Below are 24,360 nucleotides of genomic sequence, written 5' to 3' on the forward strand. Positions count from 1 at the left end.
TTTTACATAAAGGCTCGGTAGCTCAGTCGGTAGAGCAGAGGACTGAAAATCCTCGTGTCGGCGGTTCGATTCCGTCCCGAGCCACCATTTTGAAATCGCAAGCCGGCTTAGCTCAATTGGTAGAGCAACTGACTTGTAATCAGTAGGTTGGGGGTTCAAGTCCTCTAGCCGGCACCACTTTCAAAATGAGCCATTAGCTCAGTTGGTAGAGCATCTGACTTTTAATCAGAGGGTCGAAGGTTCGAATCCTTCATGGCTCACCATTTTTAATTTAATGCGGGTGTAGTTTAGTGGTAAAACAAGAGCCTTCCAAGCTCTGGTCGAGAGTTCGATTCTCTTCACCCGCTTTTTATGGGCCTATAGCTCAGCTGGTTAGAGCGCACGCCTGATAAGCGTGAGGTCGATGGTTCGAGTCCATTTAGGCCCACCATAATTATTCCGCAGTAGCTCAGTGGTAGAGCTATCGGCTGTTAACCGATCGGTCGTAGGTTCGAGTCCTACCTGCGGAGCCATACTATAGAGAAGTACCCAAGTGGCTCAAGGGGCTCCCCTGCTAAGGGAGTAGATCGCGAACGCGGTGCGAGGGTTCGAATCCCTTCTTCTCTGCCATATTTTGGCCCGTTGGTCAAGTGGTTAAGACACCGCCCTTTCACGGCGGTAACACGGGTTCGAATCCCGTACGGGTCATACTAAAAGAGATAGCATAATCTGCTATCTCTTTTTTGTTGTATATGTTTTATTTAAAGCGGACTATTAGTAGTCTGCTTTTTTTATCCCGCTATTTGTGGGCAGTAAAAGACCCTCACCTCAAATTTTGGCATGAGCAAAGAAGTTAGGTGGGAGATCAACTGCTCGTAAAAGCCCGATTGGTGTGGGCTAATAATCAGTGGGGGGGAACAACCGCCCCACTGATTAAAAAATGTTGTATACTTTTTTCTATTTGAATCGTCTAATTAATAGAAAAGAGAGAGCTTCTTTATGGTGCTATCCTTGTCGGGTTTTGTCGGTAAGTCGATATATTGCAAAAATCGCTGATATATTCAGAAAATCGCCGGTATAATTTCACTTACCGATAAAAACCAAAATCCACCCCTTTCACAATCTAACTAAAACGCATAAATTGGTATTGATTCCACACTTGCTACGATAACTTTACACTCTATGTGAAAAAGTTCACAAATAGGTCATAATTTGTGAAGTAATTCACAATAATCCGTGCTACAATATGTATGTAAAGAAGTTAAACAACATTAAATTAGTATTTTAATTAATTACTTAAACAATAATAAAAAATAGATGTAAACAATTGAAAGGGGAAATTAACATGAAAAAAGGTATCAATCGCGTAGTATTAGTAGGAACAGGAGCTGTAGGTTGTAGTTATGCTTACTCAATGATCAACCAAGGTGTAGCTGAAGAATTCGTACTAGTAGATGTTAATGAAGCAAAAGCAGAAGGGGAAGCAATGGACTTAAGCCATGCGGTACCATTCTCTCCAGCACCAACAAAAGTTTGGAGCGGTAGCTATGCAGATTGTAAAGATGCAGATTTAGTTGTTATCACTGCTGGATTACCACAAAAGCCAGGCGAAACTCGTTTAGACTTAGTTGAGAAAAATACAAAGATCTTTAAACAAATCGTTCGCGGTATTATGGATAGCGGATTCGATGGAATCTTCTTAATCGCAACAAACCCAGTTGATATTTTAACTTACGTAACTTGGAAAGAATCTGGTCTTCCAAAAGAGCGCGTAATTGGTTCTGGTACAACTTTAGACTCTGCTCGTTTCCGTTACATGTTAGGTGACTACTTAGATGTAGATCCACGTAACGTTCATGCTTACATCGTTGGTGAGCACGGTGACACTGAACTTCCAGTATGGAGCCACGCTACTGTAGGTGTACAAAAACTAGAAACAATCTTAGCGAACAACGAACAGTATAACCAAGAAGATTTAGATAAAATCTTTGAAAATGTACGCGATGCAGCTTACCACATTATCGAGCGTAAAGGCGCAACTTACTACGGAATCGGTATGTCACTACTTCGTGTAACTAAAGCGATCTTAAGCAACGAGAACAGTGTATTAACTGTATCTGCATACCTTGAAGGTCAATATGGTGAGAAAGATGCTTACGTAGGTGTTCCAGCTGTTATTAACCGCGAAGGTGTACGTGAAATCGTAGAACTTGAATTAAACGAAGAAGAAAAAGCGAAATTCGCTCATTCTGTAAAAGTATTAAAAGAAACAATGGCACCAGTACTATAATAATTGCTAAATAATTCAGAGGCGGGAAACTGCTTCCTACCTCTGAATTAATATAAATTAATATAAATTCCTTTTCCGGTTTCCCTTGTATATCCCCAATATACCCCTTTTGCTGGATAAGGGTCGTTTATAGAAAAAGCACTCTATTTTTGAATAGAGTGCTTTTGTGCGTTATCCCACTATTTGCGAGCAGAATTTCACTTTATTCTTTAGGAGTTAACCTTGTGGCAATTTTTCCTAAACGCCATTCATCTCCCGCATACTCATTAAACCATGTCCTACCTATTCCTTGAGGTGGGAGTTTTCCGTCGGGAAATGATAAATTTTGTGACAAAAAATGTTGAGAAACATTTTTAAACAATAGATTATTTTGCTTGTATTTTACGTGAGAAATAGCGTGAAAAATGGAGAGAAACCAATAAAATAAATATTGAGCAATAATGAAAGGGGAAAATAGTAAGGAGAAATGAAGCGTTTGCAATGAATATTCGTCAAAATTCGATATTTTACACGATAAATATAAAAATTTTAAGTGAAATTTAAGAAAAAAACGAATATTTTTAAAAAACAACAAGGATATTTCAGTTTTTTGCAGAAATGATAAAGAGTAAAAAATTTCTGTCATCTTAGTGAGGTGAACATATTGGATGTAATAAATTGTGAAGAAGTGAAACGAGATGAGTTTCATACAGAAAAGTACTATGACAGTTATAACATCTTTGGGGCACATATTGTGACGGAAGATGGGATGCGAGGTGTACGATTCACAGTATGGGCTCCTCATGCGAAAGCAATGAGTGTTGTTGGGGATTTTAATGAATGGGATTATAAGCAACATAAGATGCTACAAGTGACAGAAGAGGGGATTTGGTCCTTGTTTGCACCGCATATTGAAGAGAATGAGATATATAAGTATGCGATTGAAACGATGGACGGTGACGTTATTTTAAAAGCAGATCCTTACGCAGTATATGCAGAAGTAAGACCAAATACGGCATCTGTAGTTTTTGATATAGAGGGATATGAATGGAATGATAAAAACTGGATTCGTAAAAGAAAGAAAAAATCGATTTATAAAGAAGCGATGACAGTTTATGAATTACATTTCGGTTCTTGGAAAAAGAAAGAAGATGGTGCTCTGTATTCTTACAGAGAAATGGCCGAGGCGCTCATTCCGTATGTGGTGGAACATCAATTTACACATATTGAAATTATGCCGCTTGTTGAGCATCCATATGATCGTTCTTGGGGATATCAAGGAACGGGATATTATGCAGCGACAAGTAGATTCGGTACGCCACATGATTTGATGTATTTTGTCGATGAATGTCATAAATATGGAATCGGTGTCATTTTAGATTGGGTGCCGGGGCATTTTTGTAAAGATGCTCACGGTTTATATTTGTTTGATGGGGCACCGACTTATGAATATAAAGATATAGATGTACAAGAAAACCTGGTATGGGGAACTGTTAATTTTGATTTAGGGAAGAGAGAAGTACGTAATTTCTTAATTTCAAATGCGTTATTTTGGATGAGATATTTCCATATTGATGGTTTCAGAGTAGATGCAGTTGCGAATATGCTGTACTGGAATAAAGAAGGAAAAGAGCAAAGCAATGAACACGCTGTTTCTTTCTTACGGGAGTTAAATGAAGCTGTGTTTGCAGAAGATGAAGAGTTTCTTATGACAGCAGAAGATTCAACAGCTTGGCCACTTGTAACAGCTCCAACATACGAGGGTGGACTTGGATTTAATTATAAATGGAATATGGGTTGGATGAATGACGTGCTGAAATATATGGAATGTGCACCAGAGTACCGGAAATACATTCATGAGAAAATGACATTCTCTTTACTATATGCTCACTCTGAAAACTTCATATTGCCGCTTTCTCATGATGAAGTCGTTCATGGGAAAAAGTCGTTATTAAATAAAATGCCGGGAGATTACTGGGATAAGTTCGCCCAACTTCGTTTATTATATGGATATTTCTTTACTCATCCAGGTAAGAAATTACTCTTTATGGGTGGAGAATTCGGGCAATTTGATGAGTGGAAAGATCTTGAAGATTTAGATTGGAATTTACATGATTTTGAAATGCATCGTTACATGCATGATTACTTTAAAGAGCTCATAGCATTGTATAAGCGCTCAAAACCACTTTGGCAGTTAGATCACTCGTCTGAAGGATTTCAGTGGATTGATGCTAATAATAATGAGCAAAGTATTTTCTCGTTTATCCGCCAAGGGGATAATCAGGAAGATGCGTTAGTTGTCGTATGTAATTTTACGAAAGCTACATATGAAAACTATAAAGTAGGTGTACCAGATTTCGAGTATTATAACGAAATTTTAAACAGTGACGCGGTGCAATATGGCGGGTCGGGGCAAGTTAATAAGAAACGTCTCAAGACGATTCTAGAGCCATATCATAATCAAGCGGCACATGTAGAAATTACAATTCCACCATTTGGCGTATCCATATTACGACCAGTAAAGACGAGAAAGGGGAGCAAAAAACAAGATGGCTCAAAAACAAAAGTGCGTAGCAATGTTACTAGCAGGGGGAAAAGGTAGTCGTTTAAGTGCATTAACAAAAAATTTAGCCAAGCCAGCTGTTCCATTTGGTGGTAAATATCGCATTATTGATTTTACGTTAAGTAACTGTGCAAACTCCGGTATTGAAACGGTGGGGATTTTAACACAATATCAACCGTTAGAACTTCATAATTATATTGGAATCGGAAACGCTTGGGATCTTGATCGTGTAAATGGTGGAGTCACTGTGTTACCTCCTTATGCGGAGTCTTCAGGTGTGAAGTGGTATACAGGTACGGCAAGTGCTATTTATCAAAACCTAAACTATTTAAGTCAGTACGAACCAGAATATGTCCTTATTTTATCAGGCGATCATATTTATAAAATGGATTACAGTAAAATGCTAGATTACCATATTGAGAAAGAAGCAGATGTTTCAATTTCTGTTATTGAAGTGCCGTGGGATGAAGCAAGTCGCTTTGGCATCATGAATACGAATGAAGAGATGGAAGTTGTTGAATTTGAGGAGAAACCGCAATTTCCAAGAAGTAATCTTGCATCAATGGGAATTTATATTTTTAACTGGGCTATTTTAAAAGAATATTTAGAGATGGATGCAAGAAATCCTGAATCTAGTAATGACTTCGGAAAAGACGTACTTCCGCTTTTATTAGATGAAGGGAAGAAGTTGATGGCGTATCCGTTTGAAGGATATTGGAAAGATGTTGGAACGGTGAAAAGCTTATGGGAAGCAAATATGGATTTACTTCGCGATGAAACATCGTTGAACTTGAACGATCGTAATTGGCGCATTTATTCTGTAAATCCAAACGAGCCGCCTCAATATATTGCAGAACAGGCAAAAGTAGAAGAGTCACTTATTAATGAAGGGTGCGTCATTGAAGGGGACGTGAAGCATTCTGTTTTATTCCAAGGAGTGACGGTGGAAGAAGGTAGTATGGTAATCGATTCTGTCGTTATGCCGGGGGCAAAGATTGGTAAAAACGTTGTGATTGAAAGAGCGATCGTTGGATCGGAAATGGTTATTGAAGATGGGACAATAATTCGCCCAGAAAAAAATGTTGATGATGTAGTACTAATTGCTGAAGGGAAATAGAAAAGGGGGATGAAATGAATGGGAGAAAAAATGTTAGGAATTATTAATGCAACGGGAAGTTTTCCTTCCTTAAAGAAAGTAACAGGGCATCGTTCATTAGCGGCGTTACCGTTTGGAGGCCGTTACCGCCTCATTGATTTCATGCTTTCAAATATGGTGAATTCTAATATTCATAGCGTGGCGGTTTTTACAAGTCATAAAAATCGTTCTTTAATGGATCATGTCGGTTCAGGAAAACAGTGGGATTTAGATAGAAAGCGTGATGGACTGTTTTTATTCCCACCGAACTGCCAATGTGATCATGACGAATTTGGATCTTTTGCACATTTTAGAAGACATATTGATTATTTTCTAAGAAGCAGAGAAGAATATGTTGTTATTACGAATAGCCATCTTGTAACAGCGTTAAACTTTCAAGCGGTGTTAGAGCGACATATACATACGTCTGCAGATATTACTGAAGTTTGTCATGAAGGAGTTTCGCTTCAAACATATGTGTTAAAGAAACAATTATTGCTAGACTTATTTGAGACATATAAAGATGTGGAGCAATACAGTTTATTTGATGTAGTGAGAGAAAAGAGCGGGAAATCACTGCATATTGCTACGTATGAGCATACAGGATATGTAGCTATCATTGATTCGATTGAAAGTTACTATAAGCATAGTCTAGAAATTTTGCAGCCTGCTATTTGGAAGCAATTATTTAAGAAAGAAGCACCAATCTTTACGAAAGTAAAAGATGAGCCGCCAACTCGTTATATGAAGGGTGCAGTAGTGAAAAATACGATGATTGCAAACGGTAGTATTATTGAAGGTGAAGTGGAAAATAGTGTTATCTCCCGTTCTGTTAAAATTGGAAAAGGTTCAATTGTTCGTAATAGTATTATTATGCAAAAGAGCAAAATTGGAGATAATTGCATAATAGACGGTGTTATTATTGATAAAGATGTGAAACTTGGCGACGGCGTAGTGTTAAAAGGAAGTGCTGATGAGCCATATGTTGTAGAAAAAGGTAGTGTACAAAATAGTACAATCAACAGTTATTCGTAAATAGCAGGTGCATAATTAGTGGGGGATTTAGAAAACCCCCACTAATTAAGGTTTTACTCTATATGAAAACTTGAAGGGAGGAAGCTGTAAGAAGAGCGATTTATGATGTATACGCTTTTCGTGCAGTGGAACAACAGGTGAATATTTTATTTGCAGTATCAGAATGTGTACCGTTTATTAAATCCGGAGGTCTAGCTGATGTAGCAGGAGCGCTTCCAAAAGAATTAAAAAAATTAGGAGTGAATGTTCGCATTATACTTCCAAACTACAGTCTTATCCCGAAAGAGTTAAGAGAAGGATGTACGCTTCATAAAGTAATTAACATTCCTCTTGGATGGAGAAACCAATATTGCGGGATTTTAAAAGGTGAGCAGGATGGGATTACGTATTACTTAATAGATAATGAATATTATTTTAAGAGAGATTCTCTCTATGGCCATTATGATGATGGGGAGCGTTTTTCTTATTTTTCAAAAGCAGTTTTAGAGTGTATTCCGCATCTTGATTTCGAAGTAGATGTTCTTCATAGCCATGATTGGCATACAGCTATGGTTAATTTCTTACTTCGTGAAAAGTATCAAGATAACCCGTTATATGAGCATATTAAAACGGTATATACGATTCATAACTTGCAGTTCCAAGGTGTATTTCCTCCTGAAGTGATGTACGACTTACTGGAGCTTGGTCATGAATATTTTCATAGTGAACAGCTTGAGTTTTATGGAAACGTGAACTTTATGAAAGGCGGTATTATCGCATCTGACCAAATTACAGCGGTTAGCCCGACATATAAAGAAGAGATTCAATATGAGTTTTTCGGTGAGAAGTTAGATGGATTGCTACGAAAGCATAACGATAAGCTTAGTGGCATTGTAAATGGAATTGATACGAGTGTATATAATCCAGAAACAGATCCATATATTACGGCTCAGTATAGTGCAGAGTCATTAGAGGAAAAGAGTGAAAATAAACGCGCATTGCAGCGTTATTTTGGTTTACCAGAAAAAGAAGATACACCAGTTATTTCGATGGTAACACGATTAACGAAGCAAAAGGGGCTTGATCTAGTACGTACTGTATTCCGTGAAATAATGGAAGAAGATGTGCAATGTATTATTTTGGGATCAGGCGATTCTGAATACGAGCAGTTCTTTGAATGGATGGCATACGAGTATCCAGAAAAGGTAAAAGTATATATTGGATTTAATGAAGCGTTAGCGCACCAAGTGTACGCGGGAAGCGATTTGTTTTTAATGCCATCGCTGTTTGAACCGTGTGGACTTGGACAACTTATTGCGCTAGCATATGGCACGATTCCAATTGTAAGAGAAACAGGCGGATTAAATGATACTGTACATTCTTACGATGAGGAAACTGGAATTGGGAATGGCTTTAGCTTTACGAATTTTAATGCGCATGACATGTTACATACAATTCTTCGTGCAATTGAGTTTTATCAAGATAAACCGGTATGGGATAAGCTTGTAAAGCAAGCGATGACTGAAGATTATAGCTGGGGGAAATCTGCTCTTGCATATAAGAAATTGTATAAAAGTCTCATGGAATAACATTGAGGTGGTGAAAAAATGTTTACTCATGTTGAAAGCTTTAAATCCGCTTTTCTAGAAAAATTAGAAATGATGTATGGGAAAAGTTTCAAAGATTCTACAACTCGTGATCAGTATAATACGCTTGGTCATATGGTACGTGAGTATATGAATAGTCAATGGATTGCAACGAATGAAAGTTATCGTTCTGGAGATCAAAAGCAAATGTATTATTTATCCATTGAGTTTTTACTTGGGCGTTTGCTAGGCAGTAACATATTAAATTTAGGCATTCGAGATGTATGTGAAAAGGGGCTTTCTGAACTTGGAATTTCTTTGCAAGAGTTAGAAGAGATTGAAGCAGATGCTGGCCTTGGTAATGGTGGCCTTGGACGTTTAGCAGCCTGTTTCCTCGATTCACTCGCTTCTTTAAACTTACCAGGACATGGCTGTGGTATTCGTTATAAGCATGGCCTGTTTGATCAAAAAATTGTTGACGGCTATCAAGTAGAATTTCCAGAACAGTGGCTTCTTCATGAAAACGTTTGGGAAGTAAGAAGGTATGACCAAGCCGTAGAAGTAAGTTATTTTGGAAACGTTGAACCACTAGAAATTGATGGACGTTTAGAGTTCAGGCATACAAATGCAGAAGTTATTATGGCAGTACCATATGACGTTCCAGTTGTAGGATATGAAACAAGTACTGTAAATACGCTTCGGCTTTGGAATGCGGAGCCAGTTCCTTTCCCGCAAAACTGCAAAGATATTTTGAAATATAAGCGTGAAACAGAGGCCGTATCGGAATTTTTATATCCAGATGATACGCATGATGAGGGGAAAATACTTCGTTTAAAACAACAGTATTTCCTCGTATCAGCAAGTTTGCAAAACATCGTTCGTATGCATAGGGAGAGACACGGTAGTCTTCGTCAGTTACATGAAAAAATTGCGATTCATATAAACGATACACATCCGGTTCTAGCAATTCCAGAACTTATGCGTATTTTATTAGACGAAGAAAAATTGACATGGGAAGAAGCTTGGCACATAACAACGCAGACGATTTCCTATACGAATCATACAACGTTATCAGAAGCGCTTGAGAAATGGCCAATTCACATTTTTAAACCGTTATTACCGAGAATTTATATGATTATTGAAGAAATTAATGAACGTTTCTGTCATGAGCTTTGGGACCGTTATTCGTACGATTGGAAGCGCATTGAGGACATGGCCATTATTGCGCATGACCTTGTGAAAATGGCTCATTTAGCGATTGTTGGTAGCCATAGCGTTAACGGTGTGGCGAAAATTCATACAGAAATTTTAAAGCAGCGTGAAATGCGATTGTTCTATGAATTTTATCCAGATAAGTTTAATAATAAAACGAATGGAATTGCTCATAGGCGCTGGCTAATGAAGGCGAATCCGCAGCTGACGAATCTTATTTCGGAAGCGATTGGTGAAGAGTGGAAGAAAGAGCCAATTAAGCTGCAAGCACTGCAAAACTTCATACATGATACTAGTTTTCAAGAAAAGCTTGCAGGGGTAAAGCAAGAGCGTAAGATTATTTTAGCGGAGCGCATTCATAATAAAATGGGGATCACTATTGATCCAAATTCTATTTTTGATGTGCAAGTGAAAAGGCTACATGCCTATAAACGACAGTTATTAAATGTTCTTCATATTTTATACTTGTATAACCGTTTAAAAGAGGATACTAGTTTTTCATTTTACCCGCGTACTTTTATTTTTGGAGCGAAAGCATCACCTGGCTATTATTATGCGAAGAAAATTATTAAATTAATAAATGAGCTTGCAAGAAAAGTAAATACCGATCCGTACGTAAGTCAATTTATGAAAGTTATCTTTCTAGAAAACTACCGAGTTTCTTTAGCGGAAGATATATTCCCGGCGGCAGATGTAAGTGAACAAATTTCAACTGCGAGTAAAGAAGCATCGGGAACAGGTAACATGAAATTCATGATGAATGGTGCAATTACACTCGGAACGTTAGATGGAGCTAATATTGAAATAAAAGACCGAGTCGGTGATGATGCCTGCTTCATTTTCGGCTTAACAGCGGATGAGGTTCTTCATTACTACCAAAATGGTGGATATCGTGCAAGTGACTATTATCACCACAATATGCACATTAAAAAAGTAGTAGATCAGTTAACGAACGGTTTCTTTGCACAGTCGGGAGCTGAATTTGAAGCGATTTATGATTCGCTCGTTATTCAAAATGATGAATACTTCGTTCTTCGAGATTTTAGCCCATATGCTGAAAGACAAGAAGCTGTCGGAAGGGCATACGAAAATAGGCAGAAATGGCTGGAAATGTCGATTTTGAATATTGCACAATCTGGGCATTTTGCGAGTGATCGAACAATTTTGCAGTACAGTAATGAAATTTGGGGTATTGGTAATACTGTTAAACTTTTTTAGATGAAAGCCCCTTTTGAAGGGGCTTTTATTTATTCACTTTTAAAACAGGGATACGCTTGCTTAGAAAAATAAAACGAGCTTAATGAGATTAAGCTCGTTTTACTTATTTTGCTTAAGAAAGGTAAGGCATGAACGTATATATTATACCTGTTCCGCCATATTCCCCTGTCGCAAAGTATGAAAATGTAAAGAAACCTGTAAACGAAAAAATTATTATAAGAAAAAGTGCAAAGATAAATTTTAGCATGTAAGGTCCCCTCATCCGAAAGTAATTTCATAGATTATTATAGTATACAAATATTGAATTTCCAATTGTTTACTGGTTAAAAATGAGAGGTCAGACATGTTTTGTATGTTGTAATGGAATGATTATTCGTAATGGATTTTGTATTTTTCGTAAATGTCATGTTGTGATGAACGTGTGCATATTCCCAATCACGATCATTAAAATTTATGTTTCGGGGAGGGAGAAGTGGAACGACATCGAATAAGTTGACGAAACGAAAGCTACTAGCTACTTGCAGTTTATAATAATTTCGAAAGGCGATATCTCCAACTTTTGGAGAGGCAAATGTATAAAGACCGTACTGTGCGAAGGCAGTATTTATACGTGCATCTAGTATGTGTAGTGTAGCGAGTGCACCTCCTAAGCTATGGCCTGTTGCAAGAAGTTTCTTATGGGCTGGTAATGACACGAGCATATCCATAATAGGATCCCGGCAAGATTCATAAATTGAAAGAAAGCCGTTATGGACATTGCCGCTATTTAAAGCGTATGGGTATGGCCTTTGGTTGACGAGTGAATCGATAATCCAATCTGTATCTGTTTGTGTGCCCCTGAAAGCTACAATGATCGTATCCTCAGATTCTAATATGAACCCAAACCATTCCATCGTTTGAATCGCTTTTCCTTGAAAGCCTTGTACATATTGGAATCCATCAGGTATTTCAAAAATCCCATTTTGTTTATATTGTTCATACGTTAGATCGCAGCAAGATGCTAACAGTATGGCAGTATCTTTATCGAAGGATAAAGGAGTACGCATTAAGAAAGCCCTCCTTAAGAAAAGGTATAGTTCAATATATGCAGTGAGGGACTTGATTCATTCTTTTTGAAAAAAGGCTATTTGGAAAACCAGTTGATGATCCAGAAGTTCAAAACTTTGTCGGTCAGCATATGAAGGTAACTCTTAAGTATGTCGCGGAGAAGAGGAGGTGTATTCTTTAAGTGAAAAAGTAGAGGATGTAGAAGAATGGTATAAAAACATTATAAAAAGATGGTGCGATATATTTGTAATGAGGAAGTGTATAGAGAGAATATAAGTGTTTCATTTTAAATAGCAAAATAAGAGCCTTATTACAATTCACATGCAGCAAGACTCTTTAAGTTTCTTTATTAAATTCCTCATTTAAAATAGATAATAAAGGTGTTTAATTATGAAATCTGTATGTGAAAACTTTTATTTTACAAGTATTAATATATCATTTTTATATTCAAATGAATAATCGCCCGCTTTTTCTAATAGAACAGGTAAATATTCTTTTACCATTTCAGCAATCCCTAAATTAGAGGGATTCAGTATCCAATCGATTTGCTTCCAATCGAGAATACCTTCTCTAGTTTTTTTCATAGATTCACTCTCTAATATTGTATCTACTTCAAATAAATACACATATAATCCATCTTTTTTATGATCACTAGTATTCCATGTAATGATCCCCTTTGAATAGTACTGATTTACATTGAATCCTGTTTCCTCAAACACTTCACGAATTGCACCCTCATCAGCAGTTTCACCTATTTCATTTTTGCCACCAACACCGTTCCACACGCCCATAATCGGTGCCTTTTCACGATTCAACATCAAGACTTTATCCTTACTTTTTAAGAAACATACGTTATATTTAAACACTTAATCAGCCCCACATTTAAATGTATTTCTTATTTATATAAGTATATAATACAAATCCGTCAAGTACTATTTCTATACTTTATAACACTTTTATTTGTTTTTTAAACAATTTTATTATCTTATTATAGGAAGAAGAGACATGGCTTAATAAAGCGATGGAATACTATATGATTCAAAATGGTTTATACAGTCCAAAAGAAAAAGATAGTTCCCTATGAAGGAGGGGACTATCTTTTTTTAGTGTTTTATTCTTTCCCATCTAAAAGGCGACCAAGTCCGCCTAAAACGCTGCCTTCACCGCTATTTTGAGCTGCTGGGCTTGTAAGGCGTGCTGCTAAGCGGCTAAGTGTTAAGGACTGAATCCAAACCGTTCCAGGACCTTCTAGCGTAGCGAAGAATAAACCTTCGCCGCCAAATAGAGCTGTTTTTACTTTTCCAACGAATTGAACATCGTAGTTAACATCTTTTGTCATTGCAACGAGACAACCTGTATCAATGCGAAGTTTTTCACCAGGTTTCAATTCACGCTTATATACTGTTCCGCCTGCGTGCATGAAAGCTAGACCATCACCTTCAAGTTTCTGCATGATGAAACCTTCACCACCGAAGAAACCAGTTCCAATTTTCTTTGTAAATTCGATTCCGATAGAAACACCTTTTGCCGCACAAAGAAATGCATCTTTTTGGCAGACTACTTTTCCTTGATATTCTGTTAAATCAACAGGAATAATTTTTCCAGGATAAGGAGCGGCGAATGATACGTGTCGTTTGCCATGACCTGTATTTGTAAATACAGTCATAAACATACTTTCACCTGTAACGAGACGTTTACCTGCGCCCATTAATTTACCGAATAGACCACTAGATGGTCCAGAACCATCACCGAAAATCGTTTCCATTTCGATATGATCTTCCATCATCATCATTGCGCCAGCCTCAGCGATAACGCTTTCTTCTGGATCTAATTCAATTTCAACAAACTGCATATCATCGCCATATAATTTATACTCGATTTCATGTGCTTGCATTTTTTCACCTCATCATATGTAGTAATTATATTGTACAGAAATCAACGGAATTAAAATACTGTAGTTTTGTTAATTTTTGAATAAAAATAGAATGGAAATTTAAGATTATACTAGGATTATAAAAAATGATAGGATGAAAGTATTCTCATTTGACGTTTTGGATTCAGCGTGATATAGTGAAAACACTATTGAGCTACATAATGTGGTACGGAAATAAAGCACGTTGTATTAAAGGCTGTAAGCTTGTTATACATTCATGTCCTTTATATCCACCTTTTCATGTGGATTCATAGTTTCATTTTTATTTAGGAGGTACATGACATGCAAACAGGTAAAGTTAAATGGTTTAACGGCGAAAAAGGTTTTGGCTTCATCGAAGTTGAAGGCGGAGAAGACGTATTCGTACATTTCTCAGCTATTCAAGGCGACGGCTTCAAAACTTTAGAAGAAGGTCAAGAAGTTTCTTTCGAAATCGTTGATGGAAACCGCGGACCACAAGCAGCTAACGTTACAAAAAACTAATTAGCTAGCGAAAAAAAGCATTCCGAACTTCGGAATGCTTTTTTTATGCTTTAGAACTAGACTCATCTGAAGATAATTCACCTTTAAAGGTGCGTTCTTCAAAATCATCAAGCAATTGTTCATATTCTTCATGTTCCTCTGTAGCGAAAACTTGTGGGTTTTTTCCATACATATCTGTTCCGATAAAGTTTTCGAAATCCTCTACATAACCAACATTTTCTTCACTATTTACGTACATTCCATTATAGTTTTTTGAATCCTGTCTTTCTAAATCGGATGGTGTTTCTGATGTTCCGTAATTTGCGACGTCTTGCCAAGCGTCTTCAGCATCGTATTCAACAGAATGATCTTCGTCGTGCTTGTGAAACGAAGGAGCTAGCACCTCTTCTTCAACTGGGCGCGTGTTCATATCTAATTTATTTGTAGTGTGCTGAATACACGTTGTAGCAGTTGGCATTGCTTCTAATCTTTCAAATGGAATTTCCTCACCAGACACTTCGCAAATTCCGTACGTACCAGCTTCAATTTTTTGCAGAGCATGTTTCGTATCTTCTAACTGTTTATGCCAAAATTCGATGAGTCCGAAATCTTTCTCACGTTCGTACAATTCTGTAGCCATATCACCTGGATGGTTGTCATAGCTAGACAATTCTCCTACTGAATCACGTTCAGATGCACGGTTTTCATTTTCATGAGTTTGTATCGTTTGTTCAACTTCTTGCTGTTGTTTTTCTAAAATAGATTTAAATTGATTTATTTGTTGTGGAGTTAACATAGTCGTCCACCTTCCTACAATTCGGTTTCTTTACATAGTATGAGCGTTCGGAGTAGGAATTATGAGATGAATTTCAGCTGGGAAGTTGGTATATGAAAAAAGGAGCTGCGTAAGCAGCTCCTTTCTATAGGAAGTATCCAAGCAATAATCCGATTCCCATTAGGAGACCGAAAATTGTATTTGTTTTTGCTGTTGAAATCATCGCAGGTACCATTTCCATTGGAATGCTTTTGCCGATAAAGCCTTTCGTCGCTTTAAATGCTTTCGGTGCACTTAAGAATACGATAAGCATCCATGGTGATACGATGTTAACGATGATTAAAGCGATTGTCCAAATGTAGGAAACGATGAACATAGAAGCAAGTACACCAACTGCTCTTTCGCGTCCAACGAGAATTGCTAATGTTTTACGACCATTTTCTTTATCACCATCTAAATCACGAATATTGTTAGATAGTAAAATTGCACCAATTAAAATGGAGCTTGGAATAGATAATAAAATCACTTCTGATGTTACTGCCCCTGTTTGGATAAAGAATGAAATACCAATAATAATGACACCCATAAATAATCCTGCTGTTAGCTCTCCAAATGGTGTGTACGCAATTGGAATGGGGCCGCCAGTGTAAAGGTAAGCAACGGCCATACAAACAAGACCGATTGCAGCAAGCCACCAGCTAGAGTTCATACAAATATAAACACCTAATAGCGTTGCGATGCCTAAAAATCCGAATGCTAAGTTAAGCACGGTTTTTGGTTTAATGCCATCGCGGACGATAGCACCGCCGATTCCAACTGAACCTTCATGATCGAGTCCTCTTTTATAATCAAAGTATTCATTAAACATGTTCGTTGCTGCTTGAATGAGAAGGCAAGCAAGAAGCATCATAAAGAAAAGAGGAAGATGTATTTGATTTATACCTCCGACCTGCATTGCATAAGCTGTTCCGATGAAAACAGGAACGAAAGCTGCTGTTAATGTATGGGGACGTAATAAACTCCACCAAATGCGCCAGCCGGTTTGTTTACTTGGCTTTTGCGCTGTAGGAGAGGAATTCGTTTCGACGTTCATTTCCATGTTGAACCCTCCTTGGTCACATATTGTACACAATTAAGTGTAGAAAAAGCATCATTTAGTGTCAACGTTTATTTTCTAGGAAGAGAAGGTGAATTTCTCAGAAATGCTAAACGTTGACAGGCCTTTCCTTTGAGGTGTATCTTAAAATCAAGCGTAATTATGACTATTTTTCGCCCATAGGGGGGAGACAATTGTGATTCAAACGAAACAAAAAGGCTTACAAGAAGTTCTTGTTACAGCTATTAAGCGTGCGACTGATGAAAAAACATTAGTTAGTTTTGTAAAACAAATAGATTGGGTGGATCCACTTCTGTTTTATGCAGCAGGAAAAAGGGTCTCATTCGAAAATAGATGTTATTTTGCAGACCCAGCTCAGCATGTAATATTTGCTGGAATTGGCTCTGTTTTCACTATAGCAAATTCTTCTCACAAACGCTTTCAAACTGCTCGTGACGAGTGGGATAAAGTGAAAGAGAAAGCATTTGTACAAAGAGAAGGATATGAATTTGGAACAGGTCCTCTTTTATTTGGTGGATTTTCATTTGACCAAGAAAAAGAAAAAACGAATCTTTGGAAAGAATTTGATGATACCACATTTTCACTACCAGCATTTTTATTAACTGTAAAAAATGAAAAAGCGTGGTTAACCATTAATCAGTTCGTTTCAGCTGAAGATTGTGCAGAAACTCTTTATAACGAAATTATTTCTGTAGAAGAGAGAATTTTACAAGAGAGTAAATGTGCACTAGAAGGATCAAAATTAACAGTTACTTCTAAAGTAGAAGTTGATCCGAAGGGCTGGATGAATGCGATTGGAAAAGTTCAGGATGAAATGAAGCAAGGGAACGTGCAGAAGGTTGTATTAGCAAGGGAGCTAAAATTAACGATGGATCAGCATATTGATTCCGTTCTTGTTTTAGAAGCGCTTCGCATTGGGCAACCGGATTGTTACGTATTTTCTTTTGATTATAAAGGAGCATGCTTCTTAGGGGCGACACCTGAGCGATTGATTCGAAAAGAAGGCGAGAAGTTTACATCGATGTGCCTTGCTGGTTCAATTGGTCATGGCAATTCTATAGAAGAAAGTAAACAAAATGGTGAGACGCTTCTTCATGATGAAAAGAATTTGGCTGAACACGGTTATGTAGTTAACATGATTCGAGGTGTGCTAAGTGAGCATTGCGAATCTGTTAATATTCCGGAGAGCCCGGGCTTATTAACGACGAAAAATTTAATCCATTTATATACGCCAGTAGAAGCAAAAGGCGATGCAAGTCTTTTAGCGATGGTAGAAGAATTACATCCAACGCCAGCTCTTGGTGGTACACCTCGTCATGAGGCGTTGAAATTAATCCGTGATGTAGAGCTTTTAGATAGAGGATTATATGGTGCCCCAATTGGCTTTATAGATGATGAAGGAAATGGTGAATTTGCGGTTGCACTTCGCTGCGGATTATTAAACGGCGAGAAAGCATCCTTATTTGCCGGCTGTGGTATCGTAATTGATTCAGTAGCGCAGCTTGAATATGAAGAAACAAGTTTGAAGTTTAGACCGATGCTTGGTGCTTTGGAGGAATTAATAAAATGAACAATCATATAGAAGCATTATCATATTATTTAGGCGCGTTCGTGGACGAACTGACGCGTCTAAATGTATGTGATGTTGTTATTAGTCCAGGCTCACGGTCAACGCCGATTGCCTTACTAATGGAACAACATGAAGGAATAAAAACATATTTACATGTAGACGAAAGATCAGCAGGATTCTTTGCGCTTGGTATTGCGAAAGCAAAAAAACGTCCTGTTGCACTATTATGTACGTCAGGGACGGCAGCTGCGAACTATTATCCAGCTGTATGTGAAGCGTTTCATTCACGAGTGCCGCTTATCGTATTAACGGCGGATAGACCGCATGAATTACGAGATGTGGGTGCACCACAGGCGATGAATCAATTTAATTTATACGGTACTTTTGTGAAGCAATTTATGGAGATGGCACTTCCGGAGGCGAGCGAAACGATGTATCATTACGCTCGTATGACGACACAGCGAGCGATAGCAAGCGCACTTCTAGCACCGCAAGGACCTATCCATCTCAATTTTCCGCTTCGCGAGCCGTTAATCCCAGATTTTTCATTAGAAAGCTTATGGGATAAAGGGCGTGGTGAATATACAGGAGTAGTTCAGCAAGGAAATGTGACGATGCCGAGTGAATATGTAAATTCTCTTGTAGGGCGCCTTTCAAATATGGAAAAGGGGCTTATTATTTGTGGAGACGGCAGTCATCCAGAAATCACAGAAGTTGTTATGAAAGTAGCTGAGAAAACAGGGTATCCAATTTTAGCAGATCCACTTTCTAACCTCCGTAGTGGTAATCATGATAAAACGATGATTATAGATTGTTACGATACATTTTTACGAAATGAACTGTTAAAAGAAACGTGGAAGCCGGATGTTGTAATTCGTTTCGGCGGAATGCCTGTTTCTAAAGCATTAACGCAGTTCATAAAGAAGCAAACGAAGGCAGTTCATATCGTTGTTGATGAATCCGGACAATGGAGAGATCCGGCTGTTGTTGCGACAGAAGTGGTACAAGCAAGTGACATTGAATTTTGCAGAGCATTACTAGAGAAAATGCCAGTTATGAAAAAGAATGATTGGTTCGGAATGTGGAAACATATAAACGAGAAAACGAGAGAAACACTTCGTGAGATGGAAACATATGAAACGGCATTTGAAGGAAAAGTAATTACGGATATTGTACGTGTATTACCAGAAGGGGCAACGTTATTTGCGAGTAATAGTATGCCAATTCGCGATACAGATTCATTTTTCTTCACGTCGGATAAAAACATTCAAGTAATGGCGAACCGCGGTGTAAATGGTATTGATGGAATTATTTCAACAGCTTTAGGAGCGAGTATTATTTGTGATCCGCTCGTATTAGTAATCGGTGATTTATCATTTTATCACGATTTAAACGGATTATTAGCCGCAAAATTACATGAATTAAATATAACGATTGTTGTTGTAAATAATGATGGTGGAGGTATTTTCTCATTCTTACCACAATACGAGAAAAAGGAACATTTCGAATCATTATTTGGAACACCAATTGGGCTTGATTACGAGCATGTTGTCAAAATGTATGGTGGCTCATTTAGCCGTGTGGATGGATGGGAAAACTTCCGAGAAGAAGTACAAACTGGAACGACAGCGAAAGGATTACACGTTGTGGAAATTTGTACGAATCGCGAAGAAAACTTGAAATTACATCGTGAATTATGGGCAAAAACAATGGACGTTATTACTACATCTTTGCAAGGTGAATCAAAATGAAAGTAACATTGCAAGGTGTATCGTATGAATATGAAGTAGTCGGAAGCGGGGAACCACTTCTACTTCTTCATGGTTTTACGGGAAGCATGGAAACGTGGCGTTCCTTTATTCCTTCTTGGAGCGAGCAGTTTCAAGTCATTTTAGTAGATCTTGTTGGACACGGGAAAACGGAAAGTCCTGAAGATGTGACGCATTATGATATTCAAAATGTGGCGCTGCAAATGAAAGAACTACTGGATCATCTTCATATTGAAAATGCACATGTACTTGGCTATTCAATGGGCGGGAGACTTGCGATTACGATGGCATGCTTATATCCAGAATATGTGCGTTCGCTTCTTTTAGAAAACTGTACAGCTGGACTTGAGAGTGAGGAAGAGCGAAAAGAACGCAGGGAAAAAGATGAACGACTTGCCGATAAAATTGAGCAAGAAGGTATCCGAATTTTTGTATCGATGTGGGAAAATATTCCGCTATTTGACACGCAAAAACGTTTAGCGCAAAACGTAAAAGAAGCGGTGCGAAAAGAACGACTTGCTAATAATCCAAAAGGACTTGCAAATAGTCTTCGCGGCATGGGAACAGGGGCTCAGCCTTCATGGTGGAACGAATTGAAAAACTTAAAAATGCCTGTCCTTTTACTGAATGGAGAAAGCGATGAAAAGTTCTTTCGCCTATTAAAAAACATAGAAAAATGCATCCCTCGCGCGAAATTTGTCAAAATTGATGGTGCTGGCCATGCAATTCATGTGGAACAACCGGAAAAGTTTGATACAATAGTAAAGGGATTTCTAAAAACTATGCAGTGATGCTTTTTTCAGCAAGAAGGAAGTTGCACTTATAGAGGAGATCAGAAATATAAAAGGAGGTAATAGTAATGACTATTGAATGGGTAAAAGAAGGCAATTACGAAGATATTATTTATTCAACATACAATGGCATCGCAAAGATTTCGATTAACCGCCCTGAAGTACATAATGCATTCCGTCCTAAAACGGTAATGGAGTTAATCAATGCTTTTGCGCACGCTCGTGATGATGCAAATGTTGGCGTTATCATTTTAACAGGTGAAGGTGGACGTGCATTCTGTTCTGGCGGCGACCAAAAAGTTCGCGGTCATGGTGGCTATGTAGGTGACGACCAAATCCCACGTTTAAACGTATTGGACTTACAACGTCTAATTCGCGCAATCCCTAAACCAGTTATCGCAATGGTAGCAGGTTATGCAATCGGTGGTGGACACGTACTTCATATCGTATGTGACTTAACAATCGCTGCAGACAACGCTGTATTCGGACAAACAGGTCCTAAAGTAGGAAGCTTTGACGGTGGATACGGAGCTGGTTATTTAGCTCGTATGGTAGGCCATAAGAAAGCTCGTGAAATTTGGTACCTATGCCGTCAATATAGTGCACAAGAAGCGCTTGATATGGGCTTAGTAAACACAGTTGTACCATTAGAGCAACTTGAAGCAGAAACAGTACAATGGTCACAAGAAATTTTAGCAAACAGCCCAATGGCACTTCGTTTCCTAAAAGCTGCATTCAACGCAGACACAGACGGTTTAGCTGGTATACAACAACTAGCTGGAGACGCAACGTTATTGTACTACACAACTGACGAAGCAAAAGAAGGCCGCGACGCGTTCAAAGAAAAACGCAGCCCGGACTTCGGTCAATTCCCTCGTTTCCCGTGATCAAACCAAAAGCGGAAGCGGCTCGCTTAGAACAAGAGGGCGTTGGAACTCCTGACAAAGAGGCGCTTTTTGCCTCGTAGGAAGGCGTGAAACGACCGACTGTTCTAGCTGCTGCAGCTAGATGAGATCAAACCGGAAACAAAACAACTAAGAGACTTGATGTCACATCAAGTCTCTTTCTTTCATGAAAGGAGAATGAATAATGGAGACGATGCCGAATTGGTTAATGCAACGTGCATTTTTAACACCAGATCGCACTGCAATTGAAATAGAGGATGAAAAGGTTACTTTTATGCAGCTGCATGAAAAAGTAGTATCTGTTTGTGAACAACTTTCACATGTAGGAGTGAAGCGGGCGCAAAAGGTGGCTGTTCTGATGAAAAATGGTATGGAGATGATTACAGTTATTCACGCCTTATCTTACGTAGGTGCAGTAGCTGTGCTTTTAAATACGCGTCTTTCAAGAGAAGAGCTACTTTGGCAAATGGATGATGCTGAAGTTGTTTGTTTAGTGACGGATCAAGATTTTGGGGCTAAGGATGTTCCCGTATATTCATTTGCTGAAGTGATGAATGGACCGAAGGCGAAAGCATCTATACAAGAAGAATTCTCTTTAGAAGAAGCGATGACAATTATTTATACGTCAGGGACGACAGGGAAACCGAAAGGCGTTATTTTAACGTACGGTAACCACTGGGCAAGTGCAGTCGGTTCCGCGCTTAATTTAGGGCTTCGTGAAGATGATTGTTGGTTAGCATGTATGCCAATGTTCCATGTTGGGGGGCTATCTCTTTTAATGAAAAATATTATGTATGGTATGCGCATTTTACTCGTTCCGAAATATGATGCTAATTTCATTCATGAAGCACTTCAAACGAGAGGCGTTACGATTATTTCTGTCGTTTTTAAAATGTTAACAGATTTATTAGAACGACTTGGAGAAGGAACATATCCATCTTCTTTACGATGCATGTTACTTGGCGGAGGACCAGCGCCGAAGCCGTTATTAGAAACGTGTGTGGAAAAAGGAATTCCTGTGTATCAAACGTACGGTATGACAGAAACGTCGTCGCAAATTTGTACGTTATCAGCAGATTATATGTTAACGAAAGTAGGATCAGCTGGAAAACCTCTATTTCAATGCCAACTTCGTATTGAAAAAGACGGCGTAGTAGTGCCGCCCCGTGCTGAAGGTGAAATTGTTGTAAAAGGACCGAACGTAACAGGTGGCTACTTTAACCGTGAAGATGCGACGCGTGAGGCGATCAGAAATGGCTGGCTTCATACTGGTGACCTCGGTTATTTAGATGAGAAAGGATTTTTATACGTATTAGATCGCCGCAGTGATTTAATTATTTCTGGTGGGGAAAATATATATCCAGCTCAAATTGAAGAAGTATTGCTCTCTCATCCAGCGGTAGTGGAAGCGGGTGTTGTCGGTATGGCTGACGAAAGTTGGGGCCAAGTACCAGCTGCTTTTGTTGTAAAAAGCGGGGCGGTAACAGAAGAAGAAATTCTTCGTTTTTGCGAAGAGAAATTAGCGAAATATAAAGTGCCAAAGAAAGCATGTTTCTTAGAGGAATTACCACGAAATGCTTCGAAGAAATTGTTAAGACGAGAGTTAAGACAATTAGTGGAGGAGATGTAGGTGGAAATAAAAAAGGCAACACTTTATATAACGGAAATGCCGCTCGTTATCCCATTTGCCGCAAGTTACGGAACTTACGAAAAACGTGAAAGTATCGTCATTGAATTAGAAGATACGGATGGATATGTTGGTTTTGGGGAAGTCGTTGCGTTTTCTGAGCCTTGGTATACGGAAGAAACGGTGAAGACAGCGCTACATGTACTTCAGGATTTTTTATTACCAGATTTATTGAAAGCTGAAATCCCTCATCCGAATGAAGTACCGTCTTTGTTCCAACATATAAAGAGAAACCGAATGGCAAAGGCCGGAATTGAAGGTGCTGTTTGGGATTTATATGCGAAGCGCCAAAAGCAGTCGTTAGCGACATTACTTGGTGGAACTAGGACTGAAATTGAAGTCGGCGTTGTGATTGGGATCAATACGATTCCGGTTATGTTAAAACAAATCGAGAAGTACGCGGAAGAAGGATACGAGCGCTTTAAAGTGAAAATAAAGCCAGAACATGATTACGAATTACTGAAAGAAATTCGTAAAGAGTTTCCGAACATCCCGTTAATGGCTGATGCGAATTCAGCTTATACATTAGCGGATACAGAGAAGTTGAAACGACTAGATGAATTTCAATTGATGATGATTGAACAACCGTTAGCGGATTATGATTTTCTTGATCATGCACAACTGCAAAAGAAGATTGAAACGCCGATTTGTCTAGATGAAAGCATCCATAGTTTAGAAGACGCACGTGTTGCGATTACACTTGGTAGTTGCCAAATCGTTAATATTAAACCGGGGCGAGTGGGCGGATTAACAGAATCCATTCAAATCCATAATTATTGTATGGAGCATAATATCTCGGTTTGGTGCGGCGGTATGGTGGAAATGGGGATTTCACGAGCGCAAAACGTTGCGCTTGCTTCATTGCCGAACTTTACGATTCCTGGAGATATATCTGCTTCTAGCAGACATTGGGAGAAAGATATTATTTCACCGGAAGTGATGCTTGAGGGCGGAAAAGTAGTGGTACCGCAAAGCGTTGATGCTGAGTATGAAGTAGACCGCGGAAGATTGGCGGAAATCACGAAGCAGCGGATTATTTTGGAGAGGTAAATTGAACCTTTAATCAGGATGCCCGCAAATAGCGGGAGGATTTTGTCGTTAATTGTCGGTAAGTCGATATAATTCAATAATCGCTGATATAATTCGAGTTACGGTCGATATAATTGAAAAATCGCCGATATAATTCAAGTTGTGGTCGATATATTTGGAAAATCGCCGATATAATTTCATTCACCAATACGCGATGCACTATTTTATAAAAAAATACGAAAAGGTTACTCTTACGGGTAGCCTTTTCGTATTGTACAAATTGGATAGACTAGTTTACA

Annotated in this window: 18 protein-coding genes, 8 tRNA genes and 2 pseudogenes; 23 read left to right on the plus strand and 5 right to left on the minus strand. The window is 38.5% G+C overall.

The window, feature by feature from the left end; genetic code table 11:
* The first annotated feature begins 11 nt into the window (after positions 1-11).
* The 14 genes from JTF23_RS11435 to glgP all read left to right on the plus strand — a co-directional run bounded on the left by JTF23_RS11435 (position 12) and on the right by glgP (position 10,976).
* Positions 12-87, plus strand: a tRNA-Phe gene (locus JTF23_RS11435).
* A gap of 14 nt (positions 88-101) precedes the next feature.
* Positions 102-177 (plus strand) — tRNA-Thr (locus JTF23_RS11440).
* 10 nt (positions 178-187) lie between these two features.
* Positions 188-263 (plus strand) — tRNA-Lys (locus JTF23_RS11445).
* A gap of 13 nt (positions 264-276) precedes the next feature.
* Positions 277-347: transfer RNA gene (locus JTF23_RS11450), tRNA-Gly, on the plus strand.
* Positions 348-353: 6 nt separating this feature from the next.
* Positions 354-430, plus strand: a tRNA-Ile gene (locus tag JTF23_RS11455).
* 7 nt (positions 431-437) lie between these two features.
* A tRNA-Asn gene (locus JTF23_RS11460) sits at positions 438-512 on the plus strand.
* Positions 513-518: 6 nt separating this feature from the next.
* Positions 519-609 (plus strand) — tRNA-Ser (locus tag JTF23_RS11465).
* 6 nt (positions 610-615) lie between these two features.
* Positions 616-687, plus strand: a tRNA-Glu gene (locus JTF23_RS11470).
* A 637-nt stretch (positions 688-1,324) separates the two neighbouring features.
* Positions 1,325-2,269 (plus strand): L-lactate dehydrogenase, encoded by a 945-nt coding sequence (locus JTF23_RS11475; RefSeq protein ID WP_002112560.1) that lies wholly within the window; start codon positions 1,325-1,327, stop codon positions 2,267-2,269.
* A gap of 643 nt (positions 2,270-2,912) precedes the next feature.
* Positions 2,913-4,850 carry a 1,4-alpha-glucan branching protein GlgB gene (glgB, locus tag JTF23_RS11480; protein ID WP_204208786.1) on the plus strand — a complete coding sequence of 646 codons (1,938 nt, stop codon included), beginning with the start codon at positions 2,913-2,915 and terminating at the stop codon, positions 4,848-4,850.
* Positions 4,798-5,928, plus strand: a complete 1,131-nt coding sequence (glgC, locus tag JTF23_RS11485; protein WP_000057600.1) for a glucose-1-phosphate adenylyltransferase — start codon at positions 4,798-4,800, stop codon at positions 5,926-5,928. Before glgB ends, glgC begins: the two co-directional genes overlap by 53 nt.
* Positions 5,929-5,946: 18 nt before the next feature.
* Entirely contained in the window at positions 5,947-6,981 is a 1,035-nt protein-coding gene (glgD, locus tag JTF23_RS11490) for a glucose-1-phosphate adenylyltransferase family protein (RefSeq protein WP_204208787.1), read from the plus strand.
* 137 nt (positions 6,982-7,118) lie between these two features.
* On the plus strand, positions 7,119-8,549 hold the full coding sequence (gene glgA / locus JTF23_RS11495; protein WP_204208788.1) for a glycogen synthase GlgA: 1,431 nt from the start codon (positions 7,119-7,121) through the stop codon (positions 8,547-8,549).
* 18 nt (positions 8,550-8,567) lie between these two features.
* Entirely contained in the window at positions 8,568-10,976 is a 2,409-nt protein-coding gene (glgP, locus tag JTF23_RS11500) for a glycogen phosphorylase (protein ID WP_002198995.1), read from the plus strand.
* Between the two features lie 323 nt (positions 10,977-11,299).
* Here glgP and JTF23_RS11505 read toward each other — a convergent pair whose 3' ends face one another.
* Positions 11,300-12,022 carry a lipase family protein gene (locus JTF23_RS11505; RefSeq protein ID WP_002112553.1) on the minus strand — a complete coding sequence of 241 codons (723 nt, stop codon included), beginning with the start codon at positions 12,020-12,022 and terminating at the stop codon, positions 11,300-11,302.
* A gap of 71 nt (positions 12,023-12,093) precedes the next feature.
* Between JTF23_RS11505 and JTF23_RS28205 the strand changes: the two are divergent.
* Positions 12,094-12,248 (plus strand): annotated as a pseudogene (locus tag JTF23_RS28205) (MerR family transcriptional regulator); the annotation flags it as partial.
* A gap of 188 nt (positions 12,249-12,436) precedes the next feature.
* Here the strand turns inward: JTF23_RS28205 and JTF23_RS11510 are convergent.
* Positions 12,437-12,889 carry an NUDIX hydrolase gene (locus JTF23_RS11510; protein ID WP_078181294.1) on the minus strand — a complete coding sequence of 151 codons (453 nt, stop codon included), beginning with the start codon at positions 12,887-12,889 and terminating at the stop codon, positions 12,437-12,439.
* A 128-nt stretch (positions 12,890-13,017) separates the two neighbouring features.
* Between JTF23_RS11510 and JTF23_RS28465 the strand changes: the two are divergent.
* Positions 13,018-13,107: pseudogene (locus tag JTF23_RS28465) on the plus strand (MerR family transcriptional regulator); the annotation flags it as partial.
* A 27-nt stretch (positions 13,108-13,134) separates the two neighbouring features.
* On the opposite strand, the gene JTF23_RS11515 reads toward JTF23_RS28465, so the two are convergent.
* Entirely contained in the window at positions 13,135-13,917 is a 783-nt protein-coding gene (locus JTF23_RS11515; RefSeq protein WP_002160055.1) for a TIGR00266 family protein, read from the minus strand.
* 321 nt (positions 13,918-14,238) lie between these two features.
* On the opposite strand from JTF23_RS11515, the gene cspD reads away from it, so the two are divergent.
* A complete protein-coding gene (cspD, locus tag JTF23_RS11520; protein ID WP_001193051.1) occupies positions 14,239-14,439 on the plus strand; it encodes a cold-shock protein CspD in 201 nt (66 codons plus the stop codon).
* A gap of 43 nt (positions 14,440-14,482) precedes the next feature.
* On the opposite strand, the gene JTF23_RS11525 is transcribed toward cspD, so the two are convergent.
* Together JTF23_RS11525 and JTF23_RS11530 are read right to left on the minus strand one after the other, a co-directional pair.
* The gene (locus tag JTF23_RS11525; RefSeq protein WP_002112546.1) at positions 14,483-15,214 is read right to left on the minus strand and encodes a yteA family sporulation protein; all 732 of its coding nucleotides are present in this window, start codon (positions 15,212-15,214) and stop codon (positions 14,483-14,485) included.
* A 124-nt stretch (positions 15,215-15,338) separates the two neighbouring features.
* Positions 15,339-16,292 carry a 1,4-dihydroxy-2-naphthoate polyprenyltransferase gene (locus JTF23_RS11530; RefSeq protein ID WP_002112545.1) on the minus strand — a complete coding sequence of 318 codons (954 nt, stop codon included), beginning with the start codon at positions 16,290-16,292 and terminating at the stop codon, positions 15,339-15,341.
* Between the two features lie 193 nt (positions 16,293-16,485).
* Here JTF23_RS11530 and JTF23_RS11535 point away from each other — a divergent pair, with 193 nt between their 5' ends.
* The 6 genes from JTF23_RS11535 (at position 16,486) to menC (ending at position 24,082) form a co-directional block, all read left to right on the plus strand.
* Complete coding sequence (locus JTF23_RS11535) at positions 16,486-17,880, plus strand: isochorismate synthase (protein WP_204208789.1); 1,395 nt, start codon at positions 16,486-16,488, stop codon at positions 17,878-17,880.
* On the plus strand, positions 17,877-19,631 hold the full coding sequence (gene menD, locus JTF23_RS11540; protein WP_002160058.1) for a 2-succinyl-5-enolpyruvyl-6-hydroxy-3-cyclohexene-1-carboxylic-acid synthase: 1,755 nt from the start codon (positions 17,877-17,879) through the stop codon (positions 19,629-19,631). The genes JTF23_RS11535 and menD overlap by 4 nt, the downstream gene beginning before the upstream one ends.
* On the plus strand, positions 19,628-20,440 hold the full coding sequence (gene menH, locus JTF23_RS11545) for a 2-succinyl-6-hydroxy-2,4-cyclohexadiene-1-carboxylate synthase (protein WP_204208790.1): 813 nt from the start codon (positions 19,628-19,630) through the stop codon (positions 20,438-20,440). Before menD ends, menH begins: the two co-directional genes overlap by 4 nt.
* A 68-nt stretch (positions 20,441-20,508) precedes the next feature.
* Positions 20,509-21,327 carry a 1,4-dihydroxy-2-naphthoyl-CoA synthase gene (gene menB, locus JTF23_RS11550; protein WP_204208791.1) on the plus strand — a complete coding sequence of 273 codons (819 nt, stop codon included), beginning with the start codon at positions 20,509-20,511 and terminating at the stop codon, positions 21,325-21,327.
* Positions 21,328-21,529: 202 nt separating this feature from the next.
* Positions 21,530-22,975, plus strand: coding sequence for an o-succinylbenzoate--CoA ligase (locus JTF23_RS11555; protein WP_204208792.1), 1,446 nt, complete (start codon positions 21,530-21,532; stop codon positions 22,973-22,975).
* Complete coding sequence (gene menC, locus JTF23_RS11560) at positions 22,976-24,082, plus strand: o-succinylbenzoate synthase (protein ID WP_204208793.1); 1,107 nt, start codon at positions 22,976-22,978, stop codon at positions 24,080-24,082.
* Positions 24,083-24,360 lie beyond the last annotated feature (278 nt).

The organism is Bacillus sp. RIT 809 (assembly GCF_016892495.1).
Taxonomy (GTDB): Bacteria; Bacillota; Bacilli; order Bacillales; family Bacillaceae_G; genus Bacillus_A; species Bacillus_A cereus_U.

What these genes read in the sequence shown, in the direction of transcription:
- JTF23_RS11530 (WP_002112545.1), bottom strand. Translation starts at nt 16,292, where the DNA reads ATGGAAATGAACGTCGAAACGAATTCCTCTCCTACAGCGCAAAAGCCA.
- cspD (WP_001193051.1), top strand. Translation starts at nt 14,239, where the DNA reads ATGCAAACAGGTAAAGTTAAATGGTTTAACGGCGAAAAAGGTTTTGGC.
- menD (WP_002160058.1), top strand. Translation starts at nt 17,877, where the DNA reads ATGAACAATCATATAGAAGCATTATCATATTATTTAGGCGCGTTCGTG.
- JTF23_RS11475 (WP_002112560.1), top strand. Translation starts at nt 1,325, where the DNA reads ATGAAAAAAGGTATCAATCGCGTAGTATTAGTAGGAACAGGAGCTGTA.
- JTF23_RS11555 (WP_204208792.1), top strand. Translation starts at nt 21,530, where the DNA reads ATGGAGACGATGCCGAATTGGTTAATGCAACGTGCATTTTTAACACCA.
- menH (WP_204208790.1), top strand. Translation starts at nt 19,628, where the DNA reads ATGAAAGTAACATTGCAAGGTGTATCGTATGAATATGAAGTAGTCGGA.
- glgD (WP_204208787.1), top strand. Translation starts at nt 5,947, where the DNA reads ATGGGAGAAAAAATGTTAGGAATTATTAATGCAACGGGAAGTTTTCCT.
- glgP (WP_002198995.1), top strand. Translation starts at nt 8,568, where the DNA reads ATGTTTACTCATGTTGAAAGCTTTAAATCCGCTTTTCTAGAAAAATTA.
- JTF23_RS11505 (WP_002112553.1), bottom strand. Translation starts at nt 12,022, where the DNA reads ATGCGTACTCCTTTATCCTTCGATAAAGATACTGCCATACTGTTAGCA.
- JTF23_RS11525 (WP_002112546.1), bottom strand. Translation starts at nt 15,214, where the DNA reads ATGTTAACTCCACAACAAATAAATCAATTTAAATCTATTTTAGAAAAA.
- JTF23_RS11515 (WP_002160055.1), bottom strand. Translation starts at nt 13,917, where the DNA reads ATGCAAGCACATGAAATCGAGTATAAATTATATGGCGATGATATGCAG.
- menB (WP_204208791.1), top strand. Translation starts at nt 20,509, where the DNA reads ATGACTATTGAATGGGTAAAAGAAGGCAATTACGAAGATATTATTTAT.
- glgC (WP_000057600.1), top strand. Translation starts at nt 4,798, where the DNA reads ATGGCTCAAAAACAAAAGTGCGTAGCAATGTTACTAGCAGGGGGAAAA.